At 66.5% G+C, this 22,555-nt stretch carries 24 protein-coding genes and 1 tRNA gene; 19 read left to right on the forward strand and 6 right to left on the reverse strand.

Features of this window, described 5'->3' with window-relative positions; translation table 11 throughout:
* Positions 1 to 97 precede the first annotated feature (97 nt).
* Genes V7082_RS11570 through V7082_RS11580 form a run of 3 tightly spaced genes read left to right on the forward strand, consistent with a single transcriptional unit; the run spans position 98 to position 2,061 of the window.
* A complete protein-coding gene (locus V7082_RS11570) occupies positions 98 to 478 on the forward strand; it encodes a hypothetical protein (protein ID WP_334148660.1) in 381 nt (126 codons plus the stop codon).
* Between the two features lie 56 nt (positions 479 to 534).
* Positions 535 to 702 carry a hypothetical protein gene (locus tag V7082_RS11575; protein ID WP_334148662.1) on the forward strand — a complete coding sequence of 56 codons (168 nt, stop codon included), beginning with the start codon at positions 535 to 537 and terminating at the stop codon, positions 700 to 702.
* A gap of 15 nt (positions 703 to 717) precedes the next feature.
* A complete protein-coding gene (locus V7082_RS11580) occupies positions 718 to 2,061 on the forward strand; it encodes a UDP-glucose dehydrogenase family protein (protein WP_334148664.1) in 1,344 nt (447 codons plus the stop codon).
* Positions 2,062 to 2,080: 19 nt separating this feature from the next.
* Here V7082_RS11580 and V7082_RS11585 read toward each other — a convergent pair whose 3' ends face one another.
* Complete coding sequence (locus V7082_RS11585) at positions 2,081 to 2,455, reverse strand: YbaN family protein (RefSeq protein ID WP_334148666.1); 375 nt, start codon at positions 2,453 to 2,455, stop codon at positions 2,081 to 2,083.
* A gap of 395 nt (positions 2,456 to 2,850) precedes the next feature.
* Here V7082_RS11585 and V7082_RS11590 point away from each other — a divergent pair, with 395 nt between their 5' ends.
* From V7082_RS11590 to V7082_RS11615, 7 genes are all read left to right on the forward strand, one after another.
* Positions 2,851 to 4,497 carry an L-lactate permease gene (locus V7082_RS11590; protein WP_334148668.1) on the forward strand — a complete coding sequence of 549 codons (1,647 nt, stop codon included), beginning with the start codon at positions 2,851 to 2,853 and terminating at the stop codon, positions 4,495 to 4,497.
* Positions 4,498 to 4,598: 101 nt separating this feature from the next.
* A complete protein-coding gene (locus tag V7082_RS11595; RefSeq protein ID WP_334148669.1) occupies positions 4,599 to 5,051 on the forward strand; it encodes a (2Fe-2S)-binding protein in 453 nt (150 codons plus the stop codon).
* A 3-nt stretch (positions 5,052 to 5,054) separates the two neighbouring features.
* Positions 5,055 to 7,421 carry a xanthine dehydrogenase family protein molybdopterin-binding subunit gene (locus V7082_RS11600; RefSeq protein WP_334148670.1) on the forward strand — a complete coding sequence of 789 codons (2,367 nt, stop codon included), beginning with the start codon at positions 5,055 to 5,057 and terminating at the stop codon, positions 7,419 to 7,421.
* Between the two features lie 162 nt (positions 7,422 to 7,583).
* On the forward strand, positions 7,584 to 8,093 hold the full coding sequence (locus V7082_RS11605) for a DUF2478 domain-containing protein (protein WP_334148672.1): 510 nt from the start codon (positions 7,584 to 7,586) through the stop codon (positions 8,091 to 8,093).
* 21 nt (positions 8,094 to 8,114) lie between these two features.
* Complete coding sequence (locus tag V7082_RS21560) at positions 8,115 to 8,306, forward strand: peptide-methionine (S)-S-oxide reductase (protein WP_442909783.1); 192 nt, start codon at positions 8,115 to 8,117, stop codon at positions 8,304 to 8,306.
* A gap of 116 nt (positions 8,307 to 8,422) precedes the next feature.
* On the forward strand, positions 8,423 to 8,776 hold the full coding sequence (locus V7082_RS11610; RefSeq protein ID WP_334148674.1) for a YgiW/YdeI family stress tolerance OB fold protein: 354 nt from the start codon (positions 8,423 to 8,425) through the stop codon (positions 8,774 to 8,776).
* Between the two features lie 380 nt (positions 8,777 to 9,156).
* Positions 9,157 to 10,209 carry a linear amide C-N hydrolase gene (locus V7082_RS11615; protein ID WP_334148675.1) on the forward strand — a complete coding sequence of 351 codons (1,053 nt, stop codon included), beginning with the start codon at positions 9,157 to 9,159 and terminating at the stop codon, positions 10,207 to 10,209.
* 132 nt (positions 10,210 to 10,341) lie between these two features.
* Here the strand turns inward: V7082_RS11615 and V7082_RS11620 are convergent.
* A tRNA-Ser gene (locus V7082_RS11620) sits at positions 10,342 to 10,431 on the reverse strand.
* 248 nt (positions 10,432 to 10,679) lie between these two features.
* Between V7082_RS11620 and V7082_RS11625 the strand changes: the two genes are divergently transcribed.
* From V7082_RS11625 to V7082_RS11665, 9 genes are all read left to right on the forward strand, one after another.
* Positions 10,680 to 11,582, forward strand: a complete 903-nt coding sequence (locus V7082_RS11625) for a septal ring lytic transglycosylase RlpA family protein (protein ID WP_334148677.1) — start codon at positions 10,680 to 10,682, stop codon at positions 11,580 to 11,582.
* A 123-nt stretch (positions 11,583 to 11,705) separates the two neighbouring features.
* Positions 11,706 to 13,181, forward strand: a complete 1,476-nt coding sequence (locus V7082_RS11630; protein ID WP_334148679.1) for a Do family serine endopeptidase — start codon at positions 11,706 to 11,708, stop codon at positions 13,179 to 13,181.
* 57 nt (positions 13,182 to 13,238) lie between these two features.
* The gene (locus tag V7082_RS11635) at positions 13,239 to 14,552 is read left to right on the forward strand and encodes a replication-associated recombination protein A (protein WP_334148681.1); all 1,314 of its coding nucleotides are present in this window, start codon (positions 13,239 to 13,241) and stop codon (positions 14,550 to 14,552) included.
* 156 nt (positions 14,553 to 14,708) lie between these two features.
* On the forward strand, positions 14,709 to 15,254 hold the full coding sequence (locus V7082_RS11640; RefSeq protein ID WP_334148683.1) for a type VI secretion system amidase effector protein Tae4: 546 nt from the start codon (positions 14,709 to 14,711) through the stop codon (positions 15,252 to 15,254).
* Between the two features lie 65 nt (positions 15,255 to 15,319).
* Positions 15,320 to 15,553 (forward strand): hypothetical protein, encoded by a 234-nt coding sequence (locus V7082_RS11645; protein WP_334148685.1) that lies wholly within the window; start codon positions 15,320 to 15,322, stop codon positions 15,551 to 15,553.
* Between the two features lie 143 nt (positions 15,554 to 15,696).
* Entirely contained in the window at positions 15,697 to 16,710 is a 1,014-nt protein-coding gene (locus V7082_RS11650) for an RluA family pseudouridine synthase (RefSeq protein WP_334148687.1), read from the forward strand.
* Complete coding sequence (locus V7082_RS11655; protein ID WP_334148689.1) at positions 16,707 to 17,402, forward strand: HAD-IA family hydrolase; 696 nt, start codon at positions 16,707 to 16,709, stop codon at positions 17,400 to 17,402. The genes V7082_RS11650 and V7082_RS11655 overlap by 4 nt, the downstream gene beginning before the upstream one ends.
* Complete coding sequence (locus V7082_RS11660; protein WP_334148691.1) at positions 17,399 to 18,187, forward strand: ATP12 family chaperone protein; 789 nt, start codon at positions 17,399 to 17,401, stop codon at positions 18,185 to 18,187. Before V7082_RS11655 ends, V7082_RS11660 begins: the two co-directional genes overlap by 4 nt.
* 74 nt (positions 18,188 to 18,261) lie before the next feature.
* Positions 18,262 to 18,771, forward strand: coding sequence for a pilus assembly protein N-terminal domain-containing protein (locus V7082_RS11665; protein ID WP_334148693.1), 510 nt, complete (start codon positions 18,262 to 18,264; stop codon positions 18,769 to 18,771).
* A 127-nt stretch (positions 18,772 to 18,898) separates the two neighbouring features.
* Here V7082_RS11665 and lpxA read toward each other — a convergent pair whose 3' ends face one another.
* From lpxA to V7082_RS11685, 4 genes are all read right to left on the reverse strand, one after another.
* Entirely contained in the window at positions 18,899 to 19,705 is an 807-nt protein-coding gene (lpxA, locus tag V7082_RS11670) for an acyl-ACP--UDP-N-acetylglucosamine O-acyltransferase (RefSeq protein WP_334148695.1), read from the reverse strand.
* Positions 19,698 to 20,195 (reverse strand): 3-hydroxyacyl-ACP dehydratase FabZ, encoded by a 498-nt coding sequence (gene fabZ / locus V7082_RS11675; RefSeq protein ID WP_334148697.1) that lies wholly within the window; start codon positions 20,193 to 20,195, stop codon positions 19,698 to 19,700. Before fabZ ends, lpxA begins: the two co-directional genes overlap by 8 nt.
* A 58-nt stretch (positions 20,196 to 20,253) precedes the next feature.
* Positions 20,254 to 21,306, reverse strand: a complete 1,053-nt coding sequence (gene lpxD / locus V7082_RS11680; RefSeq protein ID WP_334148699.1) for a UDP-3-O-(3-hydroxymyristoyl)glucosamine N-acyltransferase — start codon at positions 21,304 to 21,306, stop codon at positions 20,254 to 20,256.
* A 247-nt stretch (positions 21,307 to 21,553) separates the two neighbouring features.
* Positions 21,554 to 22,555: BamA/TamA family outer membrane protein (locus V7082_RS11685; RefSeq protein ID WP_334148701.1), on the reverse strand; the 1,002-nt coding region annotated here is incomplete at its 5' end.

Raw genomic sequence — 22,555 nt, forward strand, 5'->3', positions numbered from 1 at the left:
GCGCGATCACACCCCGGATGAGAAACGTTTTTCAATGCCTGACAACGCTCGAAGATTCTTGTCATGCAAGGGACTAGGTCTCATCTTCAGGAGTGAGATGAAGACCGCTGCGGGGTTTGCGATGAAGGTGCTGGGGTACGTGGGGTTAGGGGTGGTGCTGGCGTTTGCCGGCCAGTCGGCCCTTGCCTTTCAGGAGCAGGGGGGAGCCGCGCCGGTAGCACCCACCCCGTCCGTGCCTGCGGAGGCGCAGCCGGCGATGCCTGTTGGCAAGAGCATGGAATTCTCCACCCCGTCGGTCGAGGACCGCAGCGCCGGGACGGAGGTCCGTATCCCGGGCCTTGGCAAGCTGGGCGTGCTGCCGAAGATGGATTTCGGCCTCGAGCTTCTTTACGGCGCGAACGACAGCAAGCAGCCGGAGGCGAACGAGCCTCCGACCGAGGATCTCACCGTCCGCGGCACGATCAAGCACAATTTCTAACCCGAGGCCGGGCCTCGCCCGCGGGGCGGGGCGTCTTGTCCTCGATCGAGGAGCGCGTGAGCGCTCCTTTTTGTTTTGGGCAAACTGGGGACGCGCCCGAGCGTCCTGTGGACGCCATCATTCTCCTTGCCTATTGCTCGGGTCTGTCGTCGGCCGCGCGCGTCGCGGATAGCTGGCTCCCGGGCCTCGGCGGCCTCGAGGAGGCTGCGCATCGCGCAGCATGAGGGAAGGGCACGGAAATGCGCATTGCTGTTGTGGGCTCCGGCTACGTCGGTCTCGTCTCGGGAACCTGCTTCGCCGATTTTGGTCACGTGGTGACGTGCATCGATAGCGACGAGGCCAAGATCGAGGCGCTGAACAAAGGTGTCATGCCGATCTACGAGCCGGGCCTCGACCATCTGGTCGCCAACAACACCGCTGCCGGCCGCCTTCTTTTCACCACCGACCTCGCGGCGGCCGTGAGCCAGGCGGAGGCGGTCTTCATCGCCGTGGGCACCCCGTCGCGCCGCGGCGACGGACACGCCGACCTTTCCTACGTCTACGCCGTGGCGCGCGACGTCGCGCGGAACGTCAAGGGCTTCACCGTCGTGGTCACGAAGTCGACCGTTCCGGTCGGCACCGGCGACGAGGTCGAGCGCATCATCCGCGAGACGAATCCCGAGGCGGACGTGGCGGTGGTCTCCAATCCGGAGTTCCTGCGCGAGGGCGCCGCGATCGAGGACTTCAAGCGTCCGGACCGCATCGTCGTCGGCATCGAGGACGAGCGCGCGCGCGCCGTCATGACGGAGGTCTACCGGCCGCTCTATCTCAACAAGGCGCCGCTCGTGTTCACGGCACGGCGGACATCCGAGCTGATCAAGTATGCCTCCAACGCCTTCCTCGCCATGAAGATCACCTTCATCAACGAGATCGCCGATCTGTGCGAGGCCGTGGGAAGCAATGTGCAGGATGTCGCGCATGGCATCGGTCTCGACAACCGGATCGGCGGCAAGTTCCTGCACGCCGGACCCGGCTACGGCGGCTCGTGCTTCCCCAAGGACACGCTGGCCCTGGTCAAGACCGCGCAGGACCACGGAAGCCCGTTGCGCCTGATCGAGACCACGGTCGCCATCAACGATCAGCGCAAGCGCGCGATGGCCCGCAAGATCGTGCGCGCGATGGGAGGCGACGTCCGCGGCCGGACGGTCGCGCTGCTGGGCCTCACCTTCAAGCCGAACACCGACGATATGCGCGAGAGCCCTGCGATCTCCATCGTGCAAGGGCTTCAGGATGCGGGCGCCCGCGTCAGGGCCTACGATCCCGAAGGGATGGAAGCGGCGAAGGCCGTCGTTTCCGACGTGGCGTTCGGCCCCGACCCCTATTCGATCGCCGAGGGCGTCGACGCGCTGGTCCTCGTCACCGAGTGGGATGCGTTCCGGGCACTGGACTTTCCGCGCCTGCGTCTCATAATGAACGATTCCCTCTTCATCGATCTGCGCAACGTCTACCGGCGCGAGCTGATCGCGCGGCACGGCTTCCGCTATGTCAGCATCGGCCGGCCGGACGAGGACATCACGGCCGCCCTGAGCACGGCGGCAGAGTAGAAGCGATCGCGGCCGCCGATCAGCCGTCCGTCGGGAACCACCACATTGCGATCGTCCCGCCGAGCGCCGCCGCACCGACGACACTGAGCAGCACGGGGCTCGAGAAGCTCGAGGCAATGCCCGTGAGCAGAACGGACCCCCACGCCATCGCGAGCGCGAACACCTTGACCTCGCGCCGGATCGCGCGCCGTTGCTCGAAGCGGTGCGCCTCGACGAGCGCCCCCTTGAGCAGCGGGATCCGCTCGAGCCGCGCGAGCAGCCGCGTGCTCGAGCGGGCGAACGCCCAGAGCGCGACGAGCAGGAACGGCGTGGTCGGCAGGCCGGGCAGAATGGCGCCGACGACGGCGAGCGCTGTCGCAATGCTGCCGATCGCGATGTAGGCCAGCTTTGGCAAGCGATCCTGTCTCCGCTCGACCGGCAAAGCGCGCCGGCGAGCCCTTGGCTGGAATCTTGACGATAAACGTAAAATTATGAGATGGCCTTGCGTATCTCAAGACGAAAAGCGCCGCGCCCAAGGCCCCGCGCCGCCGACCACCCGATAAGAAAATCGCAGCGTTCGGTGTGAGAGATCAAGCATTTGAGGCGTTGGCTGTCGAGCGCGATGTCCTCGACCGTGCTCGGCCCCAACACAAGGCGCCCGCTCCGCTCCCCCCGCCGCCCATATCGACCCGGTCGCCCGCGCTCGCGATGGAAGCGCATGGCGTGTTGCGCAAAGGATCGGAGAACGCGCCGCCCGCTGGTATATTGATGTGACGAGGACGAGGCGTTGGTTGCGGGGGCAGGGCACGCATGTGGTCGCAAGTCTACGACCCGTTCAGCGATATGGCGCTCTCGACCGCCGTCGCCGCGATCCCCGTCGTCGTCCTGCTCGGCGCCATCGGCCTCTTCGAGGTGCGCGCGCACGTCGCGGCGTTGCTGGGGCTCGTCGCGGCGGTGGCCGTCGCTGTCTTGGCCTACGGCATGCCGGCGCACATGGTGGGGTTGGCGGCGGCTTACGGCGCCGCGTTCGGCCTGCTGCCGATCGGCTGGATCATCCTCAACGTCATTTTTCTCTATCGGTTGACGAGCGAGACGGGCGAGTTTGCGGTCCTGCAGCGCTCGATCGGCGCCATCAGCGACGACCGCCGCCTGCAGCTCCTGTTCATCGCCTTCTGTCTCGGCGCCTTTTTCGAGGGCGCCGCCGGCTTTGGCACGCCCGTCGCGGTCACCGCGGCCATGCTGATCGGACTTGGCTTTTCGCCGCTTGCGGCCTCGGGGCTGTCGTTGATCGCCAACACGGCGCCGGTGGCCTTCGGCGCCCTCGGCACGCCCGTGATCGCGCTCGCCGCCGTGACCGGCCTCGACCTCCACGACCTGTCCGGCATGATCGGCCGGCAGCTTCCGTTCTTCTCCCTGATCGTGCCCTTCTGGCTCGTCTGGGCCTTTGTCGGCTTCCGCAGGATGCTGGAGGTCTGGCCGCCGGTCCTGGTGGCCGGCGTCTCGTTCGCGGTCCCGCAATACCTCGTCTCGAATTTCCACGGGCCGTGGCTCGTCGATATCGTTGCGGCCATCGTGTCGATGGCGTGTCTCGCGGTGTTCCTGCGCCTCTGGCGCCCCGCCACGCCGATGACGGCCATGCCGGGTGCCCCGCCCGAAAGCCCCGGGCTTGCGGCGCCCGAACCGGCCTCGCCAGGAAACCCGGCCATTCGCCGGGCGTGGACCCCCTGGCTGGTGCTTAGTGCCTTCGTATTCTTGTGGGGTACGCCGCAGGTGCGCGCGGGCCTCGACGGCATCTGGGCGGCGAAAATCCCCGTTACGGGCTTGAACGGGCTGGTGCAGAAGATGCCACCCGTCGTCGCGAGCCCGCATGTCGAGGCGGCCGTCTACACCTTCAACCCGCTTTCGGCGACCGGCACCGGGATCCTGTTCGCAGCCATCGTCTCCGGCTTTTTTCTCGGCTACGGCCCGTCGGGCCTCCTGCGTATGTACGGACGCACGATCTGGCTGGTGCGCTATTCGCTGATCACCATCGCCTGCATGCTGGCGATCGGCTTCGTCACCCGCTATTCTGGCACGGACGCCACGCTCGGCCTCGCATTGGCCAACACGGGCTGGCTCTATCCGTTCTTTGGCACGCTGATCGGCTGGCTCGGTGTCGCCCTGACGGGATCCGATACGGCCTCGAATGTGTTATTCGGAGGTTTGCAACGGGTGACCTCGGAGCAACTGGGCGTAAATCCGGTGCTGATGGCAGCAGCGAACAGCTCCGGCGGCGTCATGGGCAAGATGATCGACGCGCAGTCGATCGTCGTCGCCTCGACCGCCACGCGATGGTACGGCCACGAAGGCTCGATCCTCCGCTTCGTGTTCTTCCATTCCGTTGCGCTTGCGGTGCTCGTCGGTCTTCTCGTCATGGGGCAGGCGTATGTCTGGCCCCTGACGCGCCTCGTGCCCTGAGCCGGGACTTCGGAAGGGTCTCGTAAAGGAAAGGGAAAAACCCCATCACATCACGACGCAGTTGGCGGTCCGGTGCCGCCGTAAAATCGGGAGAGTGACTTATGGCAACCATCACCGTGAACGGCGAAAGCCGCACTTTCGACGGCGATCCAGGCACGCCGCTGCTCTGGTATCTGCGTGACGTCGCAGGTCTTACCGGGACCAAATACGGATGCGGCCAGGGCGTGTGCGGCGCCTGTACGATCCATTTGGACGGTGTTGCCGTCCGCTCCTGCATGACGACGGTCCAGATGGCGGAGGGCAAGTCCGTCACGACGATCGAGGGTCTGAGCCCCGACGGCGAGCACGCCGTGCAGAAGGCGTGGCGCGAGCTCAGCGTTCCCCAGTGCGGCTTCTGCCAGGCCGGGCAGATCATGCAGGCGGCCTCGCTGCTGGCGAAGAACAATGCGCCGACGGACGAAGAGATCGTCGAGGAGCTCGACGGCAACATCTGCCGCTGCGGATGCTATCAGCGCATTCACGCGGCTGTGCGCCTTGCGGCGGGAGGAGTCTGAGCCATGCTGCATTACATCGAAGAGCATACGCGCGCCTCGCGCGAGCCAGTGCCCGCGAGCTTTGTCATCGAGAACGTGAGCCGGCGCACAATCCTCGGCGGCGCGCTCGCAGCCTCCGGCCTCGTGCTGGCGGTCAGGGCGCTCCCGGCCTACGCACGCGAGCCCATGACGCCTTATCCGACCGGCGCCGAGGCCATGCCGGACAAGACGGTCAACGATCCGCATGTCTTCATCGCCATCGACAGGAGCGGTGACGTGAGAATCGTCACCCATCGCTCCGAGATGGGCACGGGCATCCGCACCAGCCTGCCGATGGTGGTGGCGGACGAGATGGAGGCGGACTGGTCGCGCGTGAGCTTGGTGCAAGCGCCCGGCGACGAGCCGAGGTACGGCAACCAGGATACCGACGGCTCGCGCAGCATGCGCCACTTCATCCAGCCGATGCGCCAGTGCGGTGCAGCCATGCGTCAGATGCTGGAAGCGGCGGCGGCAGCCAGGTGGGGCATCGAGGCCAGGCTCTGCCGGGCCAAGGCGCACAAGGTGATCCGCCTCGACGCCTCCGGTAACGAGACGGGTGAGGCGATCGGCTTCGGCGATCTCGCGGAGGCAGCCATGGCGTTGCCGACGCCCAAGGCCGAGGATCTGCTGTTCAAGACACCCGATCAGTTCACATTGATGCGCAAGGGCGAGACCAGGATCGCCGATCTGCGCGACATCACGACGGGCAAGGCGATCTACGGCGCGGACGTGCGGCTGCCGGGCATGAAGTACGCGGCGATGGCGCGCCCCGATGTGCTGGGCGCGAGAATCGTCAAATACGATGCGTCCAAGGCGTTGAAGACGCCCGGCGTCCGCAACGTCGTCGAGATCGAGGGCGTCTACGACGTGCCGCGCAAGTTCCATCAGCTCGGCGGCATCGCCGTCGTCGCGGACACGACCTACGCCGCCTTCCTCGGCCGGGACGCGCTCGAGATCGAGTGGGACAACGGCGAGAACGCCGGCTACGACACCGAAGCCTTCTTCAAGGAGATGTCGGAGACGGCAGCCAGGCCGGGCAAGGTGATCCGCAACGAAGGCGATGTGGATGCCGCCTTCGCCAACGCGCGTGAGGTGTTCTCCGCCGACTATCGCGGCCAGCACCTCGTGCAGGCGCCGATGGAGCCTCTGGTCGCGGTGGCGCGCGTCGCCGACGGCAAGGCCGAGGTGTGGGCCCCCGTGCAAAGCCCCTACGGCGCGCGCAAGGACATTGCCGAAGCCCTCAAGCTTCCGCTCGAGAACGTAACGGTGCACGTCACGCTTCTCGGCGGCGGTTTCGGCCGAAAGTCGAAGTGGGACTTCATGATCGAGGCCGCGCTCCTGTCGCAGAAGCTCGGCGGCGATCCGGTGCTGCTGCAGTGGAGCCGCGAGGACGACATCCGCCACTCGTTCTACCATACGACCTCGGTCGAGCGGATCGAGATGGCGATCGACGACAAGGGCAAGGTGAGCGGCTGGCGGCACCGCACGGTTTCGCCCTCCATCCTTTCGACGTTCGCCCCCGACAGCGGCTATCAGTTCCCGATCGAGTACGGCATGGGCTTCGTCGACGTTCCCTTCGACGTGCCCAATTTCCGCTGCGAGAACGGGCCCGCCAAGGCGCACACGCGCATCGGCTGGTATCGCTCGGTGTCCAACATCCAGCGCGCGTTCGCGGTGCAGTCGGCGGTGTGCGAGGTCGCCCACAAGCTCGGGCGCGATCCCAAGGATTTTCTGCTCGAGATGATCGGGCCGGACCGCAAGATCGACCTCAAGGCGTCGGGCATCCCCGAGGACTTCTGGAACTACGGCGAGCCCTACGAGTCGTTCCCGATCGACACGGAGCGGCTCAAGAACGTCATCCGCGTCGCGGCGGAGAAAGCGGGCTGGGGCAAGAAGCTGCCGGAGCGCCAGGGCCTCGGCATCGCCGCGCACCGTGCGTTCGCGAGCTATGTGGCGAGCGTGGTGCATGTCGCCGTCGACGCGGACGGCACGATCCGCGTCCCGGAAGTGACGACGGCCGTCGATTGCGGCTTCTACGTCAACCCCGAGCGCATCCGCTCGCAGATCGAGGGCGCGGCCGTGATGGGCATGTCGAACGCCGTCTACAGCGGCATCACCTTCAAGGAGGGCGCGGTGGAGCAGTCCAACTATTCGGACTTCAGCGTCGCGACGCAGCACAACTATCCGAAGAAGGTGAACACGATCATCGTCGAGCCCAAGGATGCCTCCTGGCATACGGGTGGCATCGGCGAGCCCGGTGTTCCGCCGTTCGCGCCTGCGCTTGCGAATGCGATCTTCGCCGCAACGGGGAAGCGCATCCGCAACATGCCCATGGGCGAGAAGGTTGCGTGACCGGATCGCTCCGCTTCGGGCTTCGGAGATGGCCCGAAGCGGAGCCCCACCCCCGCTGCTTCGGGCGATCTGGCGCCTTGCGCGCAATCCTGCCGGAATGCGATGATCCGCGCCGGAGAGCGCCGCAGCAGCCATGAGGGTTGAGCGCGCAAGAGAAGCGACATGGCCACTGGCAACGCGCCCATTGCGTCCGTCGAGGGAGCCGGCACTGCGAACGTGCAGCGCCTGTTCGAGGAAGCCATCGCCCGTTGGCAGGAGGCCGGCCTCCGCGTGGCGGGCCTCGTCGAGGAGACGCATGGATTGCCGGGCCGCGTCTGCAGCGCCGGCATTCTGCGGGGCATCGGCTCGGGGCGTCCCTATTCGATCTACCTCGAGATCCCGCCGGCCGGAAAGACGTGCCACGTCGATGCCAATGGTGCCGAGACGGCGGGCACGTCCGTGCTGGACGAGATCGCCGCGTGCGACCTCGTGGTCTTGAGCAAGTTCGGAAAGCTGGAAGCCGGCAACCGCGGCCTGATCGGCGCCTTCGAAGCCGCGATCACGGCGCAGAAACCCGTCCTGACGTCCGTTTCGGAAAAGCACCGCGCCGCCTGGCGCGCCTTCGCTCCTGAAGCCGTTGTCCTGCCGCCCCGCATCGAAGCCATCGAAGCATGGTTGGCGAACCGCCGCTGACCGGCGTCCGCCCAGGCGCTGATCTTCGATACAGCCATCGTAACGAAGGTCGAGCGAGGCAAGAGCTTTTATTCGGCTGAGGACTATCACCAGGATTGTCTGGCCCAGAATTCCCACGACACCTGCATCTTGATCAACGATCTGCCGAAGGTGCGCGCTCTCGAAAAGTTCTTCCCTAAGCGCAATCGCAAAGAGCCCATGCTCGTCTCCTAAGCCAAGGCGTTCAATTGAATGCAAAAAGGATCGTCTTGACTCCTCGTCCCAACAGCGCCAAGCAAGTTGAATAGCTAAACGGGTATTGTCATATCTGCTCCCGGAGGGATTTGCCGATGAGGATTTTCAGCGCTGGAGTGATGTCGTTGGTAGCGGCATTTTGCCTTTGGACACCGGCCAACGCTCAATTCCGAGGGCCGACAGCGCAGGGATCAGCCTCCACTGTTGCTGCAACTGAGAACGCCCGTTTGGGGAGCTACGTGACGCTAACCGGCAATATACTGTCCCACCTTCGAAGCGACTACTTTATCTTCGCTGATGGTACTGGAGAAATGCGCGTTGAGATCGAACCGAACGTCTGGCGGAACCGCGAAGTAACACCGACGACGAAGGTGCGGATTTTGGGTGAGGTGGATAATAGTTTTACCGGCCGGTATCTATGGGTGAAAACCTTGGACATTGTTGAATAGCTGGCGTCCAATTAACAAAGCCGTTTGTTAAGTGTCGGTCCGAGTTTGGCTGTATGGCGAAGAAGCTTCCCCGGTCAACTTCGGCACAAGGAGATTGACGCTCGATTTGTGCGGCAATCAGCGGCGAATGGCGGGCCGAAGACGAAGAACGACACTACGCTTTACGCCTCCTAAAATAACTGACGAAAAGCGATCCCGGCGCAAAGCGCCGGGCTTTGGCACTCGCGGCCCTCCGGCTCACTCCGGCGCAATGTCGAAGCGTGTTCACTTCCGGGCCGGCGCGCCATTCGCACATGCTGATCTTGCTGTAAGCTTTTTCTCCCCGTAGAACAAAACGAGGCGTCGGATCTTGGTGTAATGAGTTGAGGGGATAATGAGCCATGAAGCCTCGGCTTCTTACGAGTCTGTTCTGCACCACAATGCTTCTTGCGGGAAATGTTGCGGAAGCCTGTACGCGTGCGGTCTATCTCGGCCTTGACGGCCGCTATCTGACGGGCCGGACCTTCGACTGGAAGGATCGGATCACCAGCAATCTGTGGGTCTTTCCGCGCGGTATAAAGCGGCATGGCGCGGCCGGCCCGCGCTCGGTGGAATGGACCGCGCGCCATGGCAGCCTCGTCGTCTCGGGATACGATATCTCGACCGTGGACGGGATGAACGAGGCGGGTCTCGTCGCCAATCTACTCTGGCAGGTGAACGCACAGTATCCCGAGGACGACGGGAAAACGCCGCGTATCTCGCTGTCGATCTGGGCGCAGTATTTCCTCGATCAGTTCGCGACCGTGGCGGAAGCGGTCGAGCATGTCAGAAGTACGCCGCTCCAGGCGGCCACCGGCGAAGTGCCGGGACAACCCGGCCGGATGACCACCGTGCACCTGTCTCTGTCGGACGCGACCGGCGACAGCGCGATCCTCGAATGGATCGAGGGACGGCTGATGATCCACCACAGCCGCGACTATCAGGTGATGACCAACGAGCCCCGCTTCGAGGACCAGCTCGCGATCACGCGCTACTGGAGCCGGGTGCCGGGGACCGTGTTTCTGCCCGGCACCAGCCGGGCCGAGGACCGCTTCGCCCGGGCGAGCTTTCTGATCAACGCCATTCCCAAGACCGACGATGCGCGCGAGGCGGCCGCAGGCGTCTTCAGCGTCATCCGCAACGTCTCGGCCCCCTGGGGAATTTCGATCGACGACCAGCCGAATCTCTCGACCACCCGCTGGCGCATCGTGGCGGATCACAAGGAGCGGCTCTACTATTTTGAATCGGTCTATGCCCCGAACGTGTTCTGGGTCGATCTCAAGCAGATCGACTTCTCGAGCGGAGCTGAGGTGCGCAGGCTCGATCTGGGCGAGGATCAGCGCAATATCTTCAGCGGCGAGGTCTCGGGTTCGTTCGTTGCGGCCAAGCCCTTCGCCTTCGAGCCCGTCGATTGAACGAGGCGGGCTCCGCGAGGTCATCGGGATCGATGTGGACAGACGGACAAGAGCTCTAGTCAAAGCCCGCAGGGCTCAGGAGCAAGGCGAGCCGCGCCCCCGCGGAGCGCCTTCGGCGCGTGAGCGATATAATGGCGGAGGGAGTGGGATTCGAACCCACGGTGGACTCGCGCCCACGCCGGTTTTCAAGACCGGTGCCTTAAACCACTCGGCCATCCCTCCCGAGAGCCGACGCACCGGCCCGATGGCGGGCCCGGCACGAAGGCGCTGGACCCTACACAGTCCGCGCCGGAGCCTCAAGAACCGGTTACCGCAACGTAAAAAAACGTCCCCAGTTCCAGCACTTAACCGGATCGCAATCGCCGTCTGCCATGCTGCCCCGGCTCATTGGGAAAGACCGCGCCACAAGCGGCACCCGGAGCAGCTAGGCAGAATGAGGCTTCCCCAAGGGAGCCCATGGGATGGCGTTCATGTCGCGTACCGGCAGCGAAGGCGCACGCGCGCCTCGGCTTTCGATCCTCTGTGTCCGTTTCACGGGCGCCAAAGCCCCCTTGGCAGCCCTGGCCGCCGGCCTCGCTGTGGCGAGCCTCGGCGGATGCGCGAGTTCGGGGAGCGGCGTCTCCCGCGGCGTCGCGTCGCCCATGTTCCCGGAATCGAAATGGGGCGTCTCCGCGAGCCGCCGCGTCGCCGGCCCGAACGAGCGCATCCCCAAAGGCGGCGGCGTCTACAAGGTCGGCGCACCGTATCAAGTCGGCGGGCGCTGGTACGAGCCGCGCGATGAGCCCGGCTACGACCGCATCGGCACCGCCTCCTGGTACGGCAGCGACTTCCACGGCCGCCACACCGCCAACGGCGAGGTCTTCGACATGCACGCGCTGACGGCGGCTCATCCGACGCTGCCGCTGCCGAGCTATGCCTACGTCACCAACCTCTCCAACAACCGCACCATCCTCGTGCGCATCAACGACCGCGGTCCCTACGTCGGCAACCGCATGATCGATCTCTCGAAGGCGTGCGCCGACGCGCTGGGGCTGCGCGGGCGCGGGACGGGGCAAGTGCGCGTGCGTTACGCGGGCCGCGCGCCGCTCGACGGCAACGATGCGCGCGAGCGCCAGTTCGCTGCCGGCCAGCCGTGGAACGGCGGCACCGCTGTCGCCATGCGCGAGCCGCCGGTGCGCGAACAGATGCCCTATCGCAACGGCGCGCCTGAGGTTCAGGGCTTCCCGCCCGTGCAGCCGCGCATGGCCCTGGCGGACCGGTCGCAGCTCCCAGGTTATGGCCGGAGCTATGCCGACACCGGAGGGCCGTCGGCGGACCGCGGCGAGCCGTGGTCTCCCGAGCGGTACCGTGCCGCGATCTCGTCGGCGCGCTGAGCATACGAGCGCGAAAGGCGGTTGAGCGCGCCGCGATAGGCATTCGTGACGCCTTCCGCCGGCCTTGTCCCTATCCTATATCCTCCCCGCGAGGAATTGGGATGTTCGGACAGGAACCGGAGAATGTCGCGCAAGCTCAAGGAACTAGCCGCTCTCGCCGGGGCGGGCCTGCTCGGCGTGCTGGCCATGTCCGGCTTCGGCGGTCGTGAGGCCGGTGCGCAGTTCCTCGACAACCTCTTTCCGCAGGAGGCCCCGCCGCCCGTGCGCCGCGAGGTGCCGCCCTCGCGCGAGATCGCGCAATATTCCTACGCCCCGATCGTCCGCAAGGCAGCACCCGCTGTCGTCAACGTCTACGTGCAGCGCCGCGTGCAGACGTTCTCCTCGCCCTTCGCCAACGATCCGTTCTTCCGCCAGTTCTTCGGCGACGCCTTCGGCCAGCCCTCCGAGCGCGTTCAAAGCTCGCTTGGCTCGGGCGTCATCGTGAGCCCGGACGGCATCGTCGTGACCAACACGCACGTCATTCGCGGACGCGGCGAGACGGAGATCCGCGTCGCGCTCTCTGACAAGCGCGAGTTCGACGCCAAGGTGCTGAGCCAGGACGACAAGACCGACATCGCGCTGCTCAAGATCGAGAACGGCGATCAACGCTTCCCGACGCTCGATCTCGAGGATTCCGACACGCTCGAGGTCGGCGACATGGTGCTCGCCATCGGCAACCCGTTCGGCGTCGGCCAGACGGTGACGAGCGGCATCGTCTCCGCGCTTGCCAGAAGCGAGATCGGCAGCTCGGATTCCCAGGTCTTCATCCAGACCGACGCCGCCATCAACCCCGGCAACTCGGGCGGCGCCCTGGTCGACATGTCGGGCAAGCTCGTCGGCATCAATACGATGATCTTCTCCCAGTCCGGCGGCTCGCAGGGCATCGGCTTCGCCATTCCCTCGAACCTCGTGAGGCTCTATGTCCAGGGCGCCGCCGATGGCCGCAAGGTGGAGCGGCCATGGCTCGGCGCGCGCCTCGAATCCGTGACCCGCGACACGGCGGAGGCCTTGGGCCTCGACCGCATCGCCGGCGCCGTCGTCGCCCGCGTCTCCGACGCGGGACCGGCGGCGCGCGCGGGATTGCGCGCCGGCGACGTCGTCGTCAACGTCGATGGGTTCGAGGTCGGCGATGCGCGCGCCGTTCAGTATCGCCTCACCACGCGCGGCATCGGCAGCACGGTGAAGGTCGGCGTCATCCGCAAGGGCGAGCCGCAGACGGTGGAGCTGACGCTGGTGGCGGCCCCCGAGCCGGGTCGCGACGACGTCCGCAATCTGGCGGGACAGCATCCGCTCGACGGGGCGCGTGTCTCGAACATCCTGCCCGGAATTGCCGACGAGTTCGGCCTCGACGAGGCGGATGGCGTCGTCGTGGTGTCGGTGCGCCGGGCCTCCGCTGCGGCGCGCCTGGGCTTCCAGCCGGGAGACGTCATCGTCGAGATCAACCGGAAGAAGGTCGGCAGCGTGAACGATCTCGACATGCTGCTCGGCGCGCGTCAGCGCGCCTGGCTCGTGGCCGTGCGCCGCGGCGACAAAGTCTTCAACCTTCAGGTGCCCGGTTAGGTCATGATCTCGACCGTTCCCTAGGCTGTCCCTCTCTCCCAGGGTAACATCCGCTCCATGAGCAACCTTTTTGAAGCCGCCGGTCTGGAGAAAGGCGCTCCGCGCCCGCTGGCCGACCGCTTGCGCCCAACGAAGCTGTCGGAGGTCGCAGGCCAGCCGCATCTCGTCGGGCCCGAGGGCACGCTGACGCGCTTCCTCGAAAGCGGTCGCCTGCCGAGCCTGATCCTGTGGGGGCCGCCAGGGTGCGGCAAGACCACGATCGCCCGTCTGCTCGCCCGCGAGACGAAGCTCGAGTTCGAGCAGCTCTCGGCCATCTTCTCCGGCGTCGCCGAGTTGAGGAAGGCGTTCGACCGCGCCAAAGCGCGCCGCGAGCAGGGGCGTGGCACGCTGCTCTTCATCGACGAGATCCACCGCTTCAACCGGTCCCAGCAGGACAGCTTCCTGCCCTACATGGAGGACGGCACGATCACGCTCGTCGGCGCCACGACCGAGAACCCATCGTTCGAGATCAACGCCGCCGTGCTGTCGCGGGCCTCCGTCCTGACGCTGAACCGCCTCGACGACGCGGCGCTCGAGGATCTCGCGGAGCGCGCCGAGGCGGAGCAGGGGCGGCCACTGCCGCTCGATGCGGATGCGCGCGAGGCGCTGAAGGGGATGGCCGACGGGGACGGCCGCTCGATCCTAAACCTCGCCGAGGAAGTCTTCGCGGCGGTGAAGCCCGGCGCCGCGTCGCTCGACCGCGCCGCGCTCGTGAAGCTCGTCCAGCGCCGCGCACCGCTCTACGACAAGAGCCGCGAAGGGCACTACAACCTGATCTCGGCCCTGCACAAGGCGGTCCGCGGCTCGGACCCTGACGCCGCCCTCTACTATTTCTGCCGCATGCTCGACGGCGGTGAGGACCGGCTGTTCCTGGCGCGCCGGATCGTTCGCATGGCCGTGGAGGACATCGGGCTGGCAGACCCGCAGGCGCTCGTCGTTGCCAACGCGGCCAAGGATGCGTTCGACTTCCTCGGCAGCCCCGAGGGCGAGCTGGCGCTGGCCGAGGCCGTGATCTACGTCGCCACGGCGCCGAAATCGAACGCCAACTACGTCGCCTACAAGGCCGCCATGCGCGCCGCCAAGGAGCACGGCTCGCTGTCGCCGCCCAAGGTCATCCTGAACGCGCCGACGAAGCTCATGGAGGAGGAGGGCTACGGCGAGGGCTATCTTTACGACCATGACCAGCCGGACGCCTTCTCGGGCCAGAACTATTTCCCCGACGAGATGAAACGGCGCCCGAAGTTCTACGACCCGCCTGAGCGCGGCTTCGAGCGCGAGCTGGCCAAGCGCCTCGCCTACTGGGACGGCCTGCGCAAAAAGCGCAAGGAGTAGGCCATGATCGCGTCGGGCCCGGTCCCTCAGGCGCCTCCCGGACGGCCCCTATCTGGCCAACCTCGATGCCGCCCCCTATAGTCCGTGGCGCGCTGACCGGCAGGGGACCGGAGCATCGGCCGCGCAAACGGGCAGATCGATGTAGGGAAGCGTTTCATGATTGAATTCAAAGATCTGTGGCGCGGGCATCCGATCAACGAGAGCGTCACGACGCCCTGCATCGCGCCCCATAATCTGACCAACCTGGAAGGCAAAGAGGTCCTCCTCGGCTTCCCCGTCTTTTCCAACCAGTGCGCCATCCGCATGGGCGTGGCGCTGCGCCGGGCCGGCGTTCAGCCGTCGCAGCTTTCGGGCATCTCGCATTGCGCGGTGCATCCGCGCGACGAGATGCATTTCATCAACGCCAGCCAGCTCGCCAACGGCATCGCGCGTGCGCATATCGCCGGCATCGGCCCGACCGAGAAATTCATCGGCCCCGACGCCGCCGAGTTCTATCCGAAGATCTTCGGGCGAACCGGCATCATCTACATCCAGGACTATTGGCGCCGCACGTCGGACGCGGGCCGCCCGACGGGGGACCACATCGACGTGTGGAACGGATACCGCTCCTCGGCGAAGTGGCTGATGGAGTGGTTCTCGTGGCTCGGCTACTACTCGAACTACGCCGGGGCCGGCGAGATCTGGTTTTGGGAAGTCAGGTGAGACGCCGCCCTCGCGCCCGCGCCGGTCGCGGGGATTGAGGGCCGGAGAGCTGCCGGAGGGACTGGATGCGCTATCTCGTTGCCATCATTTTCGCCATCGTCGGCGCTGCGCTGGCGATGCATTTCCTGAGCGGTCCGGTGGCCAACTGGGCGGCGCTGCAATTCAAGTTCGAGAGCTCCGACCAGGCGGAGAACGTCAACCAGCTGGCGTTCATGCTGGTCAATCTGGCCGGCCTGATCGTGGGCTGGACCATCGGATGGGCGGTCGGCCGTCCCCTGCGGGGTCAGGGCTCCAGCTAGTCGCTCCAGGAAGGACCGCTCCAACGGACCCGTCCCGACCGCGCCGCCGGCCAGGGATCGGGGACGCCGGGTACCGCGTCGCTCTTGACCCCGCCGGCGCTGGGCCTCAAGTACAGCCGTCGAATGGCTCCAAGGGCAGACGAATGAGTGATCGCGTGAGCGAGCGCGTCGAGACGATCGAGGTGGCCGAGCGCGAGGCCGGCATGCGCCTCGACCGCTGGTTCCGCGTGCACTTCCCCGAGATCGCGCACGGCTACCTGCAGAAGCTTCTGCGCTCGGGCCAGGTGCGCGTGGACGCGAAGCGCGTCGAGGCCAATGCGCGCCTCGAGCCCGGCGCCCAGATCCGCGTGCCGAAAGCAGCCCGCACGCCGCGTGAGGGAAGCCCCGCCGCCAAAGCGGCAGCCGCTCCCTCCGCCGCGAAGGCCGACCGCGAGCTGATCGAGAGCATGATCCTCTATGAGGACGACGACGTGCTCGTGCTCAACAAGCCGTTCGGCATCGCCGTGCAGGGCGGAACCGGAACGCGCCGCCACATTGACGGCGTGCTGGCCGGCATGGCCGACCGCTTCGGCGACCGGCCCCGCCTCGTGCATCGCCTCGACCGGGACACCACCGGCGTTCTGCTCGTCGCCAAACATCGGGCCGCGGCGGCGAAGCTTGGGCGCATCTTCCAGACGCGCTCGGCCGCGAAGACCTATTGGGCGCTCGTCAAGGGCGTGCCGAAGCCGCCGCAGGGGAAGGTCGAGGTGCCGCTCGTCAAAGGCAGCGGGCCGGACGGCGACCGCGTCCGCAAGGCGCGCCCCGGCGAGCAGAAGGAGGCCATGCATGCGACCACCCACTACGCGGTCGTGGATCGCGTGGCGCACAAGGCCGCCTGGGTCTCGCTGAAGCCGGTCACCGGCCGCCAGCATCAGCTCCGCGCCCACATGGAAATCATCGGCCACCCGATCGTCGGCGACAACAAATACGAGGGCGGCATGAACCTGCCGGCCGAGAACATCGAGCCGAAACTGCATCTGCATGCGCGCCGCCTCGTCATTCCCCATCCCGCGGGCAACAGGAAAATCGACGTCTCCGCGCCGCTCCCACCGCACATGCGGGAGACGTGGGATCTGCTCGGCCTCGATCCGCGCCGTTTCGAGAAGGACGACGGATGAGGCCCGCGCCGGTGAAGCTCATTATCTTCGATTGCGACGGCACGCTGGTCGACAGCCAGCACGGCATCGTCGCCGCCATGGCTGACGCCTTCGGTGCCGAAGGGCTGGCGCCGCCGACACGCGATCGGGTCGTTGGCGTGGTCGGACTGTCGCTGGAGATCGCGGTCCAGCGCCTCGTGCCGGACGGCGGCGATCTCGCACGCGTCGCCCGGATGACGGAAGCGTACAAGGCCGCGTTCGCGGCCCGCCGGCGCCGTGCGGATCATTCGGAGCCCCTCTACGACGGCGTGCGCGCGACGCTCGAGCGGTTGGCGGCCCGGGATGACGTGCGGCTCGGCATCGCGACCGGCAATTCCCGCCGCGGCGTCGCGGCCGTGCTCGAGCGCGAAGGGCTGGCCCGCTTCTTCGCCACCGTCCAGACCGCCGACACGCATCCCTCGAAGCCGCACCCCTCGATGGTCGTCGCGGCCATGGACGAGACGGGCGCCTTGCCCGCCGACACCGTGATGATCGGCGACACGACCTACGATATCGAGATGGCGTGCGGCGCCGGCGCTGGCGCCATCGGCGTGAGCTGGGGCTATCACCCGGCCGATGCGCTGCGGGCGGCCGGTGCCCGCCACGTTTCGGCCGATTGCGCCGAGCTCGAGCGCGCGCTCGAGGCGATGATGTTTGGAGAGCTCGCGTCATGACCGGCCGCGACGACGACCGGGACGATCCCGCGGCGAGGGATGCGGCTCCGAAAGTGCCGGGGAGGGACGCTTTGCGCGTCCTCCCGAAGCGGTTCTACGCCTCGGCGGCCGTCGAGCCGCGGGACGGCGGCTTTGCGGTCGTGCTCGATGGCCGCCCCATCCGCACGCCGGGCAAGCAGGAGCTGATCGTCCCGGCCGCCGGCCTCGCCGCCGCCATCGCCGCGGAGTGGGAGGCGCAGGGCGAGCGCATCGATCCCGCTACCATGCCGCTGACGCGCCTCGCCAATGTGTCGGTCGACGCCGTCGAAGCGCGCCGCGGCGAGGTGGCCGACGACATCGTCGCCTTCGCGGGGAGCGATCTCCTCTGCTACCGCGCCGAGGGCCCCGACGCGCTCGTCCGCCGCCAGGCGGAAGCGTGGAATCCGGTTCTCGCCTGGGCCAAGCGCGCGCTGGGCGCTGAGTTCGTGCTGCGCGCGGGGCTGATGCCGATCGCGCAGCCGCCGGAAGCGATCGAAGCCGTGCGGCGCGCGCTCGCCGGCCTCGACGCCTTGAGCCTCTCCGCGCTGCATGTCCTGACGACCGTCAGCGGCTCGGCGCTGCTCGCCCTCTCCCACTGGCATGGCGCGCTGTCGGCGGACGAGGCGTGGCAGGCCGCCACCGTCGACGAGACATGGCAGCGCGAGCAATGGGGCCGCGATGCGGAAGCGGAGGCCGAGGCGGCCCTGAAGCGCGCCGAGTTCGAGGCCGCGAGCCGCTGCCTGGGTTTTCTCCGCTCCGCGCGATGAGCGCTGGCGCCCGTTAGCGGTTCGTTTACCCAATCGGCTCCAAATGGTGCGATCGTAAGATTGGAGTGGCGATCGTGCCGACTGAAGCCGTTTCCGTGCGCCGATTTGATCTTCGCCCCCACGTCCTGCTCGTCACGGGCGCGATGCTTCTGCTCGCGGCGCTGATCGTTCCGGGGCGCGCGAAGGCCGCCGATCTCGTCGTCGTCTACGATCAGTCGCAGCTCCTGCGGCTCCCGCGCGCCGTCTCGAGCGTGATCATCGGCAACCCGTCGATCGCCGACGTGGAGATCCAGGGCGGCAACCTTCTCGTCGTGACGGGCAAGACGTTTGGCGTCACCAACATCATTGCGCTCGACGATCAGCGCAACATCATCCAGGACCAGCGCGTGGTCGTGACGCGCGACGAGGTCCGCACCGTGAACCTATCGAAGGGCTCCGAGCGTGAGTCCTATAGCTGCACGCCCAACTGCTCGCCGACGCTGACCATCGGTGACGACAAGGATTATTTCGCGCGTATCTCCGGGCACGCGCAGACCAAGACGCGGTTCTCGTCAGGCGCCGCCACCGGCACCGATCAGCAGTGACCGCGGCAGGCCCGCGCGCCTGGCGCGCGTCCGTTTCCATTTGAAGCGAAGCCGCACGCCAGGTCTCTCGTGAGACCGATGAATGCTTCGGACGGATCGGATGCGAGACGATCCCGGCCCAGGCCGGCTACGCGTCCGTCTCGTTCTTCGGCGTGCACATGGAGCGCTTGCCGCCGGCCTTGATGAAGGCCACGATCTCCATCACCGTCGGGTGATCCTTGAACTCCTCGGCGGCGTCGGCGACGCGCTCGAGCAGCGTGCCCTCTTGCGCGAACAAGAGCCGGTAGGCGCGCCGAAGGTCGTGGATCTCGGTGCGCGAGAAATTCCGCCGCTGCAGGCCGATGATGTTGAGCCCCGAAAGGTGGGCGCGGTTGCCGAGCGCCATGCCGTAGGGGATGAGGTCCTGCTCGAGTCCGCTCATGCCGCCGAGGAACGAATGCGCGCCGACGCGGGCGTACTGGATCACCGCCGCCCCGCCGCCGAGGATGGCGAAGTCGCCGACCTCGCAATGGCCCGCGAGCATGACGTTGTTCGAGAAGATGACGTTGTTGCCGACGCGGCAGTCGTGCCCGACGTGCGAGTTGGCGAGGAACGCGCACGCGTTGCCGACCGTCGTCGTCATGCCGCCGCCCTCGGTGCCGGGGTTGATCGTCACCCCTTCGCGGATGAGGCAGTCGGTGCCGATCGCGAGCGTCGAAGGTTCGCCCTTGTACTTGAGGTCCTGCGGCTGATGGCCGATGGAGGCGAACGGGAAGATGCGCGTGCGCGCGCCGACCGTCGTCCGGCCCGTCACGACCACGTGGCTCGCGAGCTCGACGCCGTCGCCCAGCGACACGTCGGCGCCCACGATCGAGAACGGCCCCACGACGACGCCGTCTCCAAGCTGCGCCCCGTCCTCGACGATGGCGGTGGGATGGATCTTGTTCTCAGCCATTCTTGGTCGCCGCAAATGCCCGAGCCTCTGCGGTGTTGGCGAGCATGGCGCTGATCTCGGCCTCGGCCACCGTCTGCCCGTCCACCTTGGCTTCCCCGTAGAAGCGCCAGACGCGGCCGCGGTTGCGGATCTTGCGCACGTGGTAGTGGAGCTGATCGCCGGGCAGCACCGGCTTTCTGAACTTGGCCTTGTCGATGCCCATGAAATAGACGAGCTCGGTCTTGTAGTCCTCGCCGAGGCTGTGCACGCAGAGCGCGCCCGCCGTCTGCGCGAGGCCCTCGATGATCAGCACGCCGGGCATGACGGGGTACTGCGGGAAATGGCCCTGGAAGAACGGCTCGTTGATCGTCACGTTCTTGATGCCAACGCAGGTCTCGTCGCCGTTGATGTCGTAGATGCGGTCGATCAGCAGGAAGGGGTAACGGTGCGGCAGCAGCTTGAGGATCTTGGCAATGTCGGCCGTCGTCTGCGAATTCTTTGCGTCGTCCATCCCCATCACACTCCATTCTGGCCGACGGCACGTGTCCTCAGGCCCAATATCTGAGATCTCAGGCGTCGCTCGCCTTGTCGTCGTCGCGGCTCGTGCGGCTTGCCAGCCGCCGGATGGCAGCCACCTCGCGCGCCCATTCCTTGAAGGGGCGCGCGGGCGTGCCGGCCATGACAGCCCCCGCTGGAACATCGTCCTTCGGGTGAGATCCGCCGGCGATCTGCGCGCCGTGCCCGACCTTGATATGGCCGATCAGGCCGGACTGGCCGCCCATGACCACGTAATCGCCGAGCTCGGTCGAGCCCGAGATGCCCACCTGTCCGACGATGACGCAATGCCGTCCGATGATCACGTTGTGCCCGATCTGGACGAGATTATCAATTTTGGTGCCCTCTCCGATGATCGTATCCTTAAGAGCACCCCGGTCGACGGTCGAGTTGGCGCCGATTTCCACGTCGTCCTGGATGATGACCCGCCCGACCTGCGGGACCTTGAGATGACCCTGCCGGCCCATCGCGAAGCCGAACCCGTCCTGCCCGATCCGCACGCCGGCGTGCAGGATCACCCGGTCGCCGATGAGTGCGTGCATGACGGAAGTGAGCGGGCCGATGTAGCAGTCCCGCCCGATGGCGACGCGGTAGCCGACGACGGCGCCCGCCGAGATACGGCTCCCCCGCCCGATCCGCGCCTCCGGGCCGACGACGGCGCCAGGCTCGATCTCGACACCGTCCTCGATTATGGCGCTAGGCGAGATGCGCTCCTCCGCCCCGCCCGCCGCGGCCTTGCTGCGCATGGCCTCGGGGTAGAACAGCGCCAGCGCCTGTGCGAACGCTCGGTAAGGGGTCTTGGTCACGAGCGCCACAGTACCGTTCGGAACGCGGTCAGCGAACTGCGGCGCGACGAGGCAGCCCCCGGCCTTGGTCGCGAGCAACTGCGGCAGATACTTGCGGTTGTCGAAAAACGAAAGATGCTCCGCCGAGGCCGCGGACAGCGGCTGCACGCCGACGAGCGCGCGCGCGCCCGCAGCGGTCTCCTTGAGCTCGGACTGCGTCGCCACGGCGATTTCCGCCAGCGTGAACGGCCCGGCAATGTCGAAGAACCCGGGATGATTCATGGGATGAGGCTTTCGGGATCCTGCGGGCTGCGCGAAGCGTGGCACGGGGGGCAAAATGCGGTGGCTCCGGCGGAAACCGCCGTGCGAGCCTGAGCCGCGTCCCTCTCATAAGGCCATAACGGGCGTGGGTCCAGACGGTCGGACCCGTTTCCCCAATGGCCGGAACATGGACCTGAAAAATATGGGGCCCGGAAAGAAAAAGCCCGCCGGAGCGCCGGTCGGGCTTTTTTATGCGTGCGCGTTCGGCTCAGAACTTCGTCGAAGCGCCGAAGCGGAAGAACTGCTCCTCGTCGTAGGACTCTTTCGAGATCGCCTTCGCGAAGTCCATGCGGATCGGTCCCACCGGCGACTGCCACATGATGCTGGCGCCGACTGACGACCGGATGGAGGAATCGTCGGCGAGATTGATACCGCCATCCGCTTTCGGTATGCCGTTGAGGCTCTTCGCAAGATCGTTGGCGTTCCACAACGAGCCGGCGTCGGCGAAAAAGGCGCCTGAAAGTCCAAGATCGTCCGGCACGAACGGCAGCGGGAAGCGAACCTCGGCCGTTCCGGCCCAGTAGGTCGTGCCGCCCACGGCGTCATCCGTGTAAAGATCACGCGGGCCGAATCCACCACGGTCGAAGCCACGGATCGTTTCGCCGCCACGGTAATAGAGGTCGGTCAGTCGGATATCGTCGCCGCCCCAGCCCTCAATATGCCCGCCAGTCAGGCGGCCGACGAAGGTGATCTTCTCGGTGACCGGATAGTAATAGCGACCCTCGGCATTGACGCGGACGTACTGCACGTCACCGCCCAGGCCGGCCATGTCGGTCGCCACCTGCAGGTAATAGCCGCTGGTCGGGTTCTTCGGAATATTGCGGCGATCGTAGGTGAGTGACGTGCCGATCGACGAGGTCAGCGTCTCATCGCCACCGTTCTCGATTTCCGCGAGGACGAGGTTCGAGACCGAGTCTTTATACTTGTTCGAGACGTCCAACGTCGCATGCTCAAGCGTATAGCCCGTCTGCATCCAGAGATCTTCCGAGAGCGGGAAGCCCATGCGGACCGTGCCGCCCGTGCGCGTGGTCTCGTAGCCCGCCTCGTCCGTCATATCGATCTCCTTGTGGAAGAGATCGAAGCCAGCCGCGATGTTCTGATCGAGGAAGCGCGGCTCGGTGAACGACAGGTCCACCTGCATGCGCTCCATGGAGCCGGCCAGCTTGAGGCGCAGGAACTGGCCGTTGCCGAGCAGGTTGCGCTCGCTGAT

The sequence above is a fragment of the Hyphomicrobium sp. genome, assembly GCF_036833075.1.
Taxonomy (GTDB): Bacteria; Pseudomonadota; Alphaproteobacteria; order Rhizobiales; family Hyphomicrobiaceae; genus Hyphomicrobium_C.

Coding starts and splice junctions, on each gene's coding strand:
- lpxD (WP_334148699.1), bottom strand. CDS start 21,306: ATGAATCATCCCGGGTTCTTCGACATTGCCGGGCCGTTCACGCTGGCG.
- V7082_RS11635 (WP_334148681.1), top strand. CDS start 13,239: ATGAGCAACCTTTTTGAAGCCGCCGGTCTGGAGAAAGGCGCTCCGCGC.
- V7082_RS11660 (WP_334148691.1), top strand. CDS start 17,399: ATGACCGGCCGCGACGACGACCGGGACGATCCCGCGGCGAGGGATGCG.
- V7082_RS11630 (WP_334148679.1), top strand. CDS start 11,706: ATGTCGCGCAAGCTCAAGGAACTAGCCGCTCTCGCCGGGGCGGGCCTG.
- V7082_RS11570 (WP_334148660.1), top strand. CDS start 98: ATGAAGACCGCTGCGGGGTTTGCGATGAAGGTGCTGGGGTACGTGGGG.
- fabZ (WP_334148697.1), bottom strand. CDS start 20,195: ATGGACGACGCAAAGAATTCGCAGACGACGGCCGACATTGCCAAGATC.
- V7082_RS11605 (WP_334148672.1), top strand. CDS start 7,584: ATGGCCACTGGCAACGCGCCCATTGCGTCCGTCGAGGGAGCCGGCACT.
- V7082_RS11645 (WP_334148685.1), top strand. CDS start 15,320: ATGCGCTATCTCGTTGCCATCATTTTCGCCATCGTCGGCGCTGCGCTG.
- V7082_RS11580 (WP_334148664.1), top strand. CDS start 718: ATGCGCATTGCTGTTGTGGGCTCCGGCTACGTCGGTCTCGTCTCGGGA.
- V7082_RS11600 (WP_334148670.1), top strand. CDS start 5,055: ATGCTGCATTACATCGAAGAGCATACGCGCGCCTCGCGCGAGCCAGTG.
- V7082_RS11625 (WP_334148677.1), top strand. CDS start 10,680: ATGTCGCGTACCGGCAGCGAAGGCGCACGCGCGCCTCGGCTTTCGATC.
- lpxA (WP_334148695.1), bottom strand. CDS start 19,705: ATGGCTGAGAACAAGATCCATCCCACCGCCATCGTCGAGGACGGGGCG.
- V7082_RS11655 (WP_334148689.1), top strand. CDS start 16,707: ATGAGGCCCGCGCCGGTGAAGCTCATTATCTTCGATTGCGACGGCACG.
- V7082_RS11650 (WP_334148687.1), top strand. CDS start 15,697: ATGAGTGATCGCGTGAGCGAGCGCGTCGAGACGATCGAGGTGGCCGAG.
- V7082_RS11590 (WP_334148668.1), top strand. CDS start 2,851: ATGTGGTCGCAAGTCTACGACCCGTTCAGCGATATGGCGCTCTCGACC.
- V7082_RS11595 (WP_334148669.1), top strand. CDS start 4,599: ATGGCAACCATCACCGTGAACGGCGAAAGCCGCACTTTCGACGGCGAT.
- V7082_RS11610 (WP_334148674.1), top strand. CDS start 8,423: ATGAGGATTTTCAGCGCTGGAGTGATGTCGTTGGTAGCGGCATTTTGC.
- V7082_RS11615 (WP_334148675.1), top strand. CDS start 9,157: ATGAAGCCTCGGCTTCTTACGAGTCTGTTCTGCACCACAATGCTTCTT.
- V7082_RS11640 (WP_334148683.1), top strand. CDS start 14,709: ATGATTGAATTCAAAGATCTGTGGCGCGGGCATCCGATCAACGAGAGC.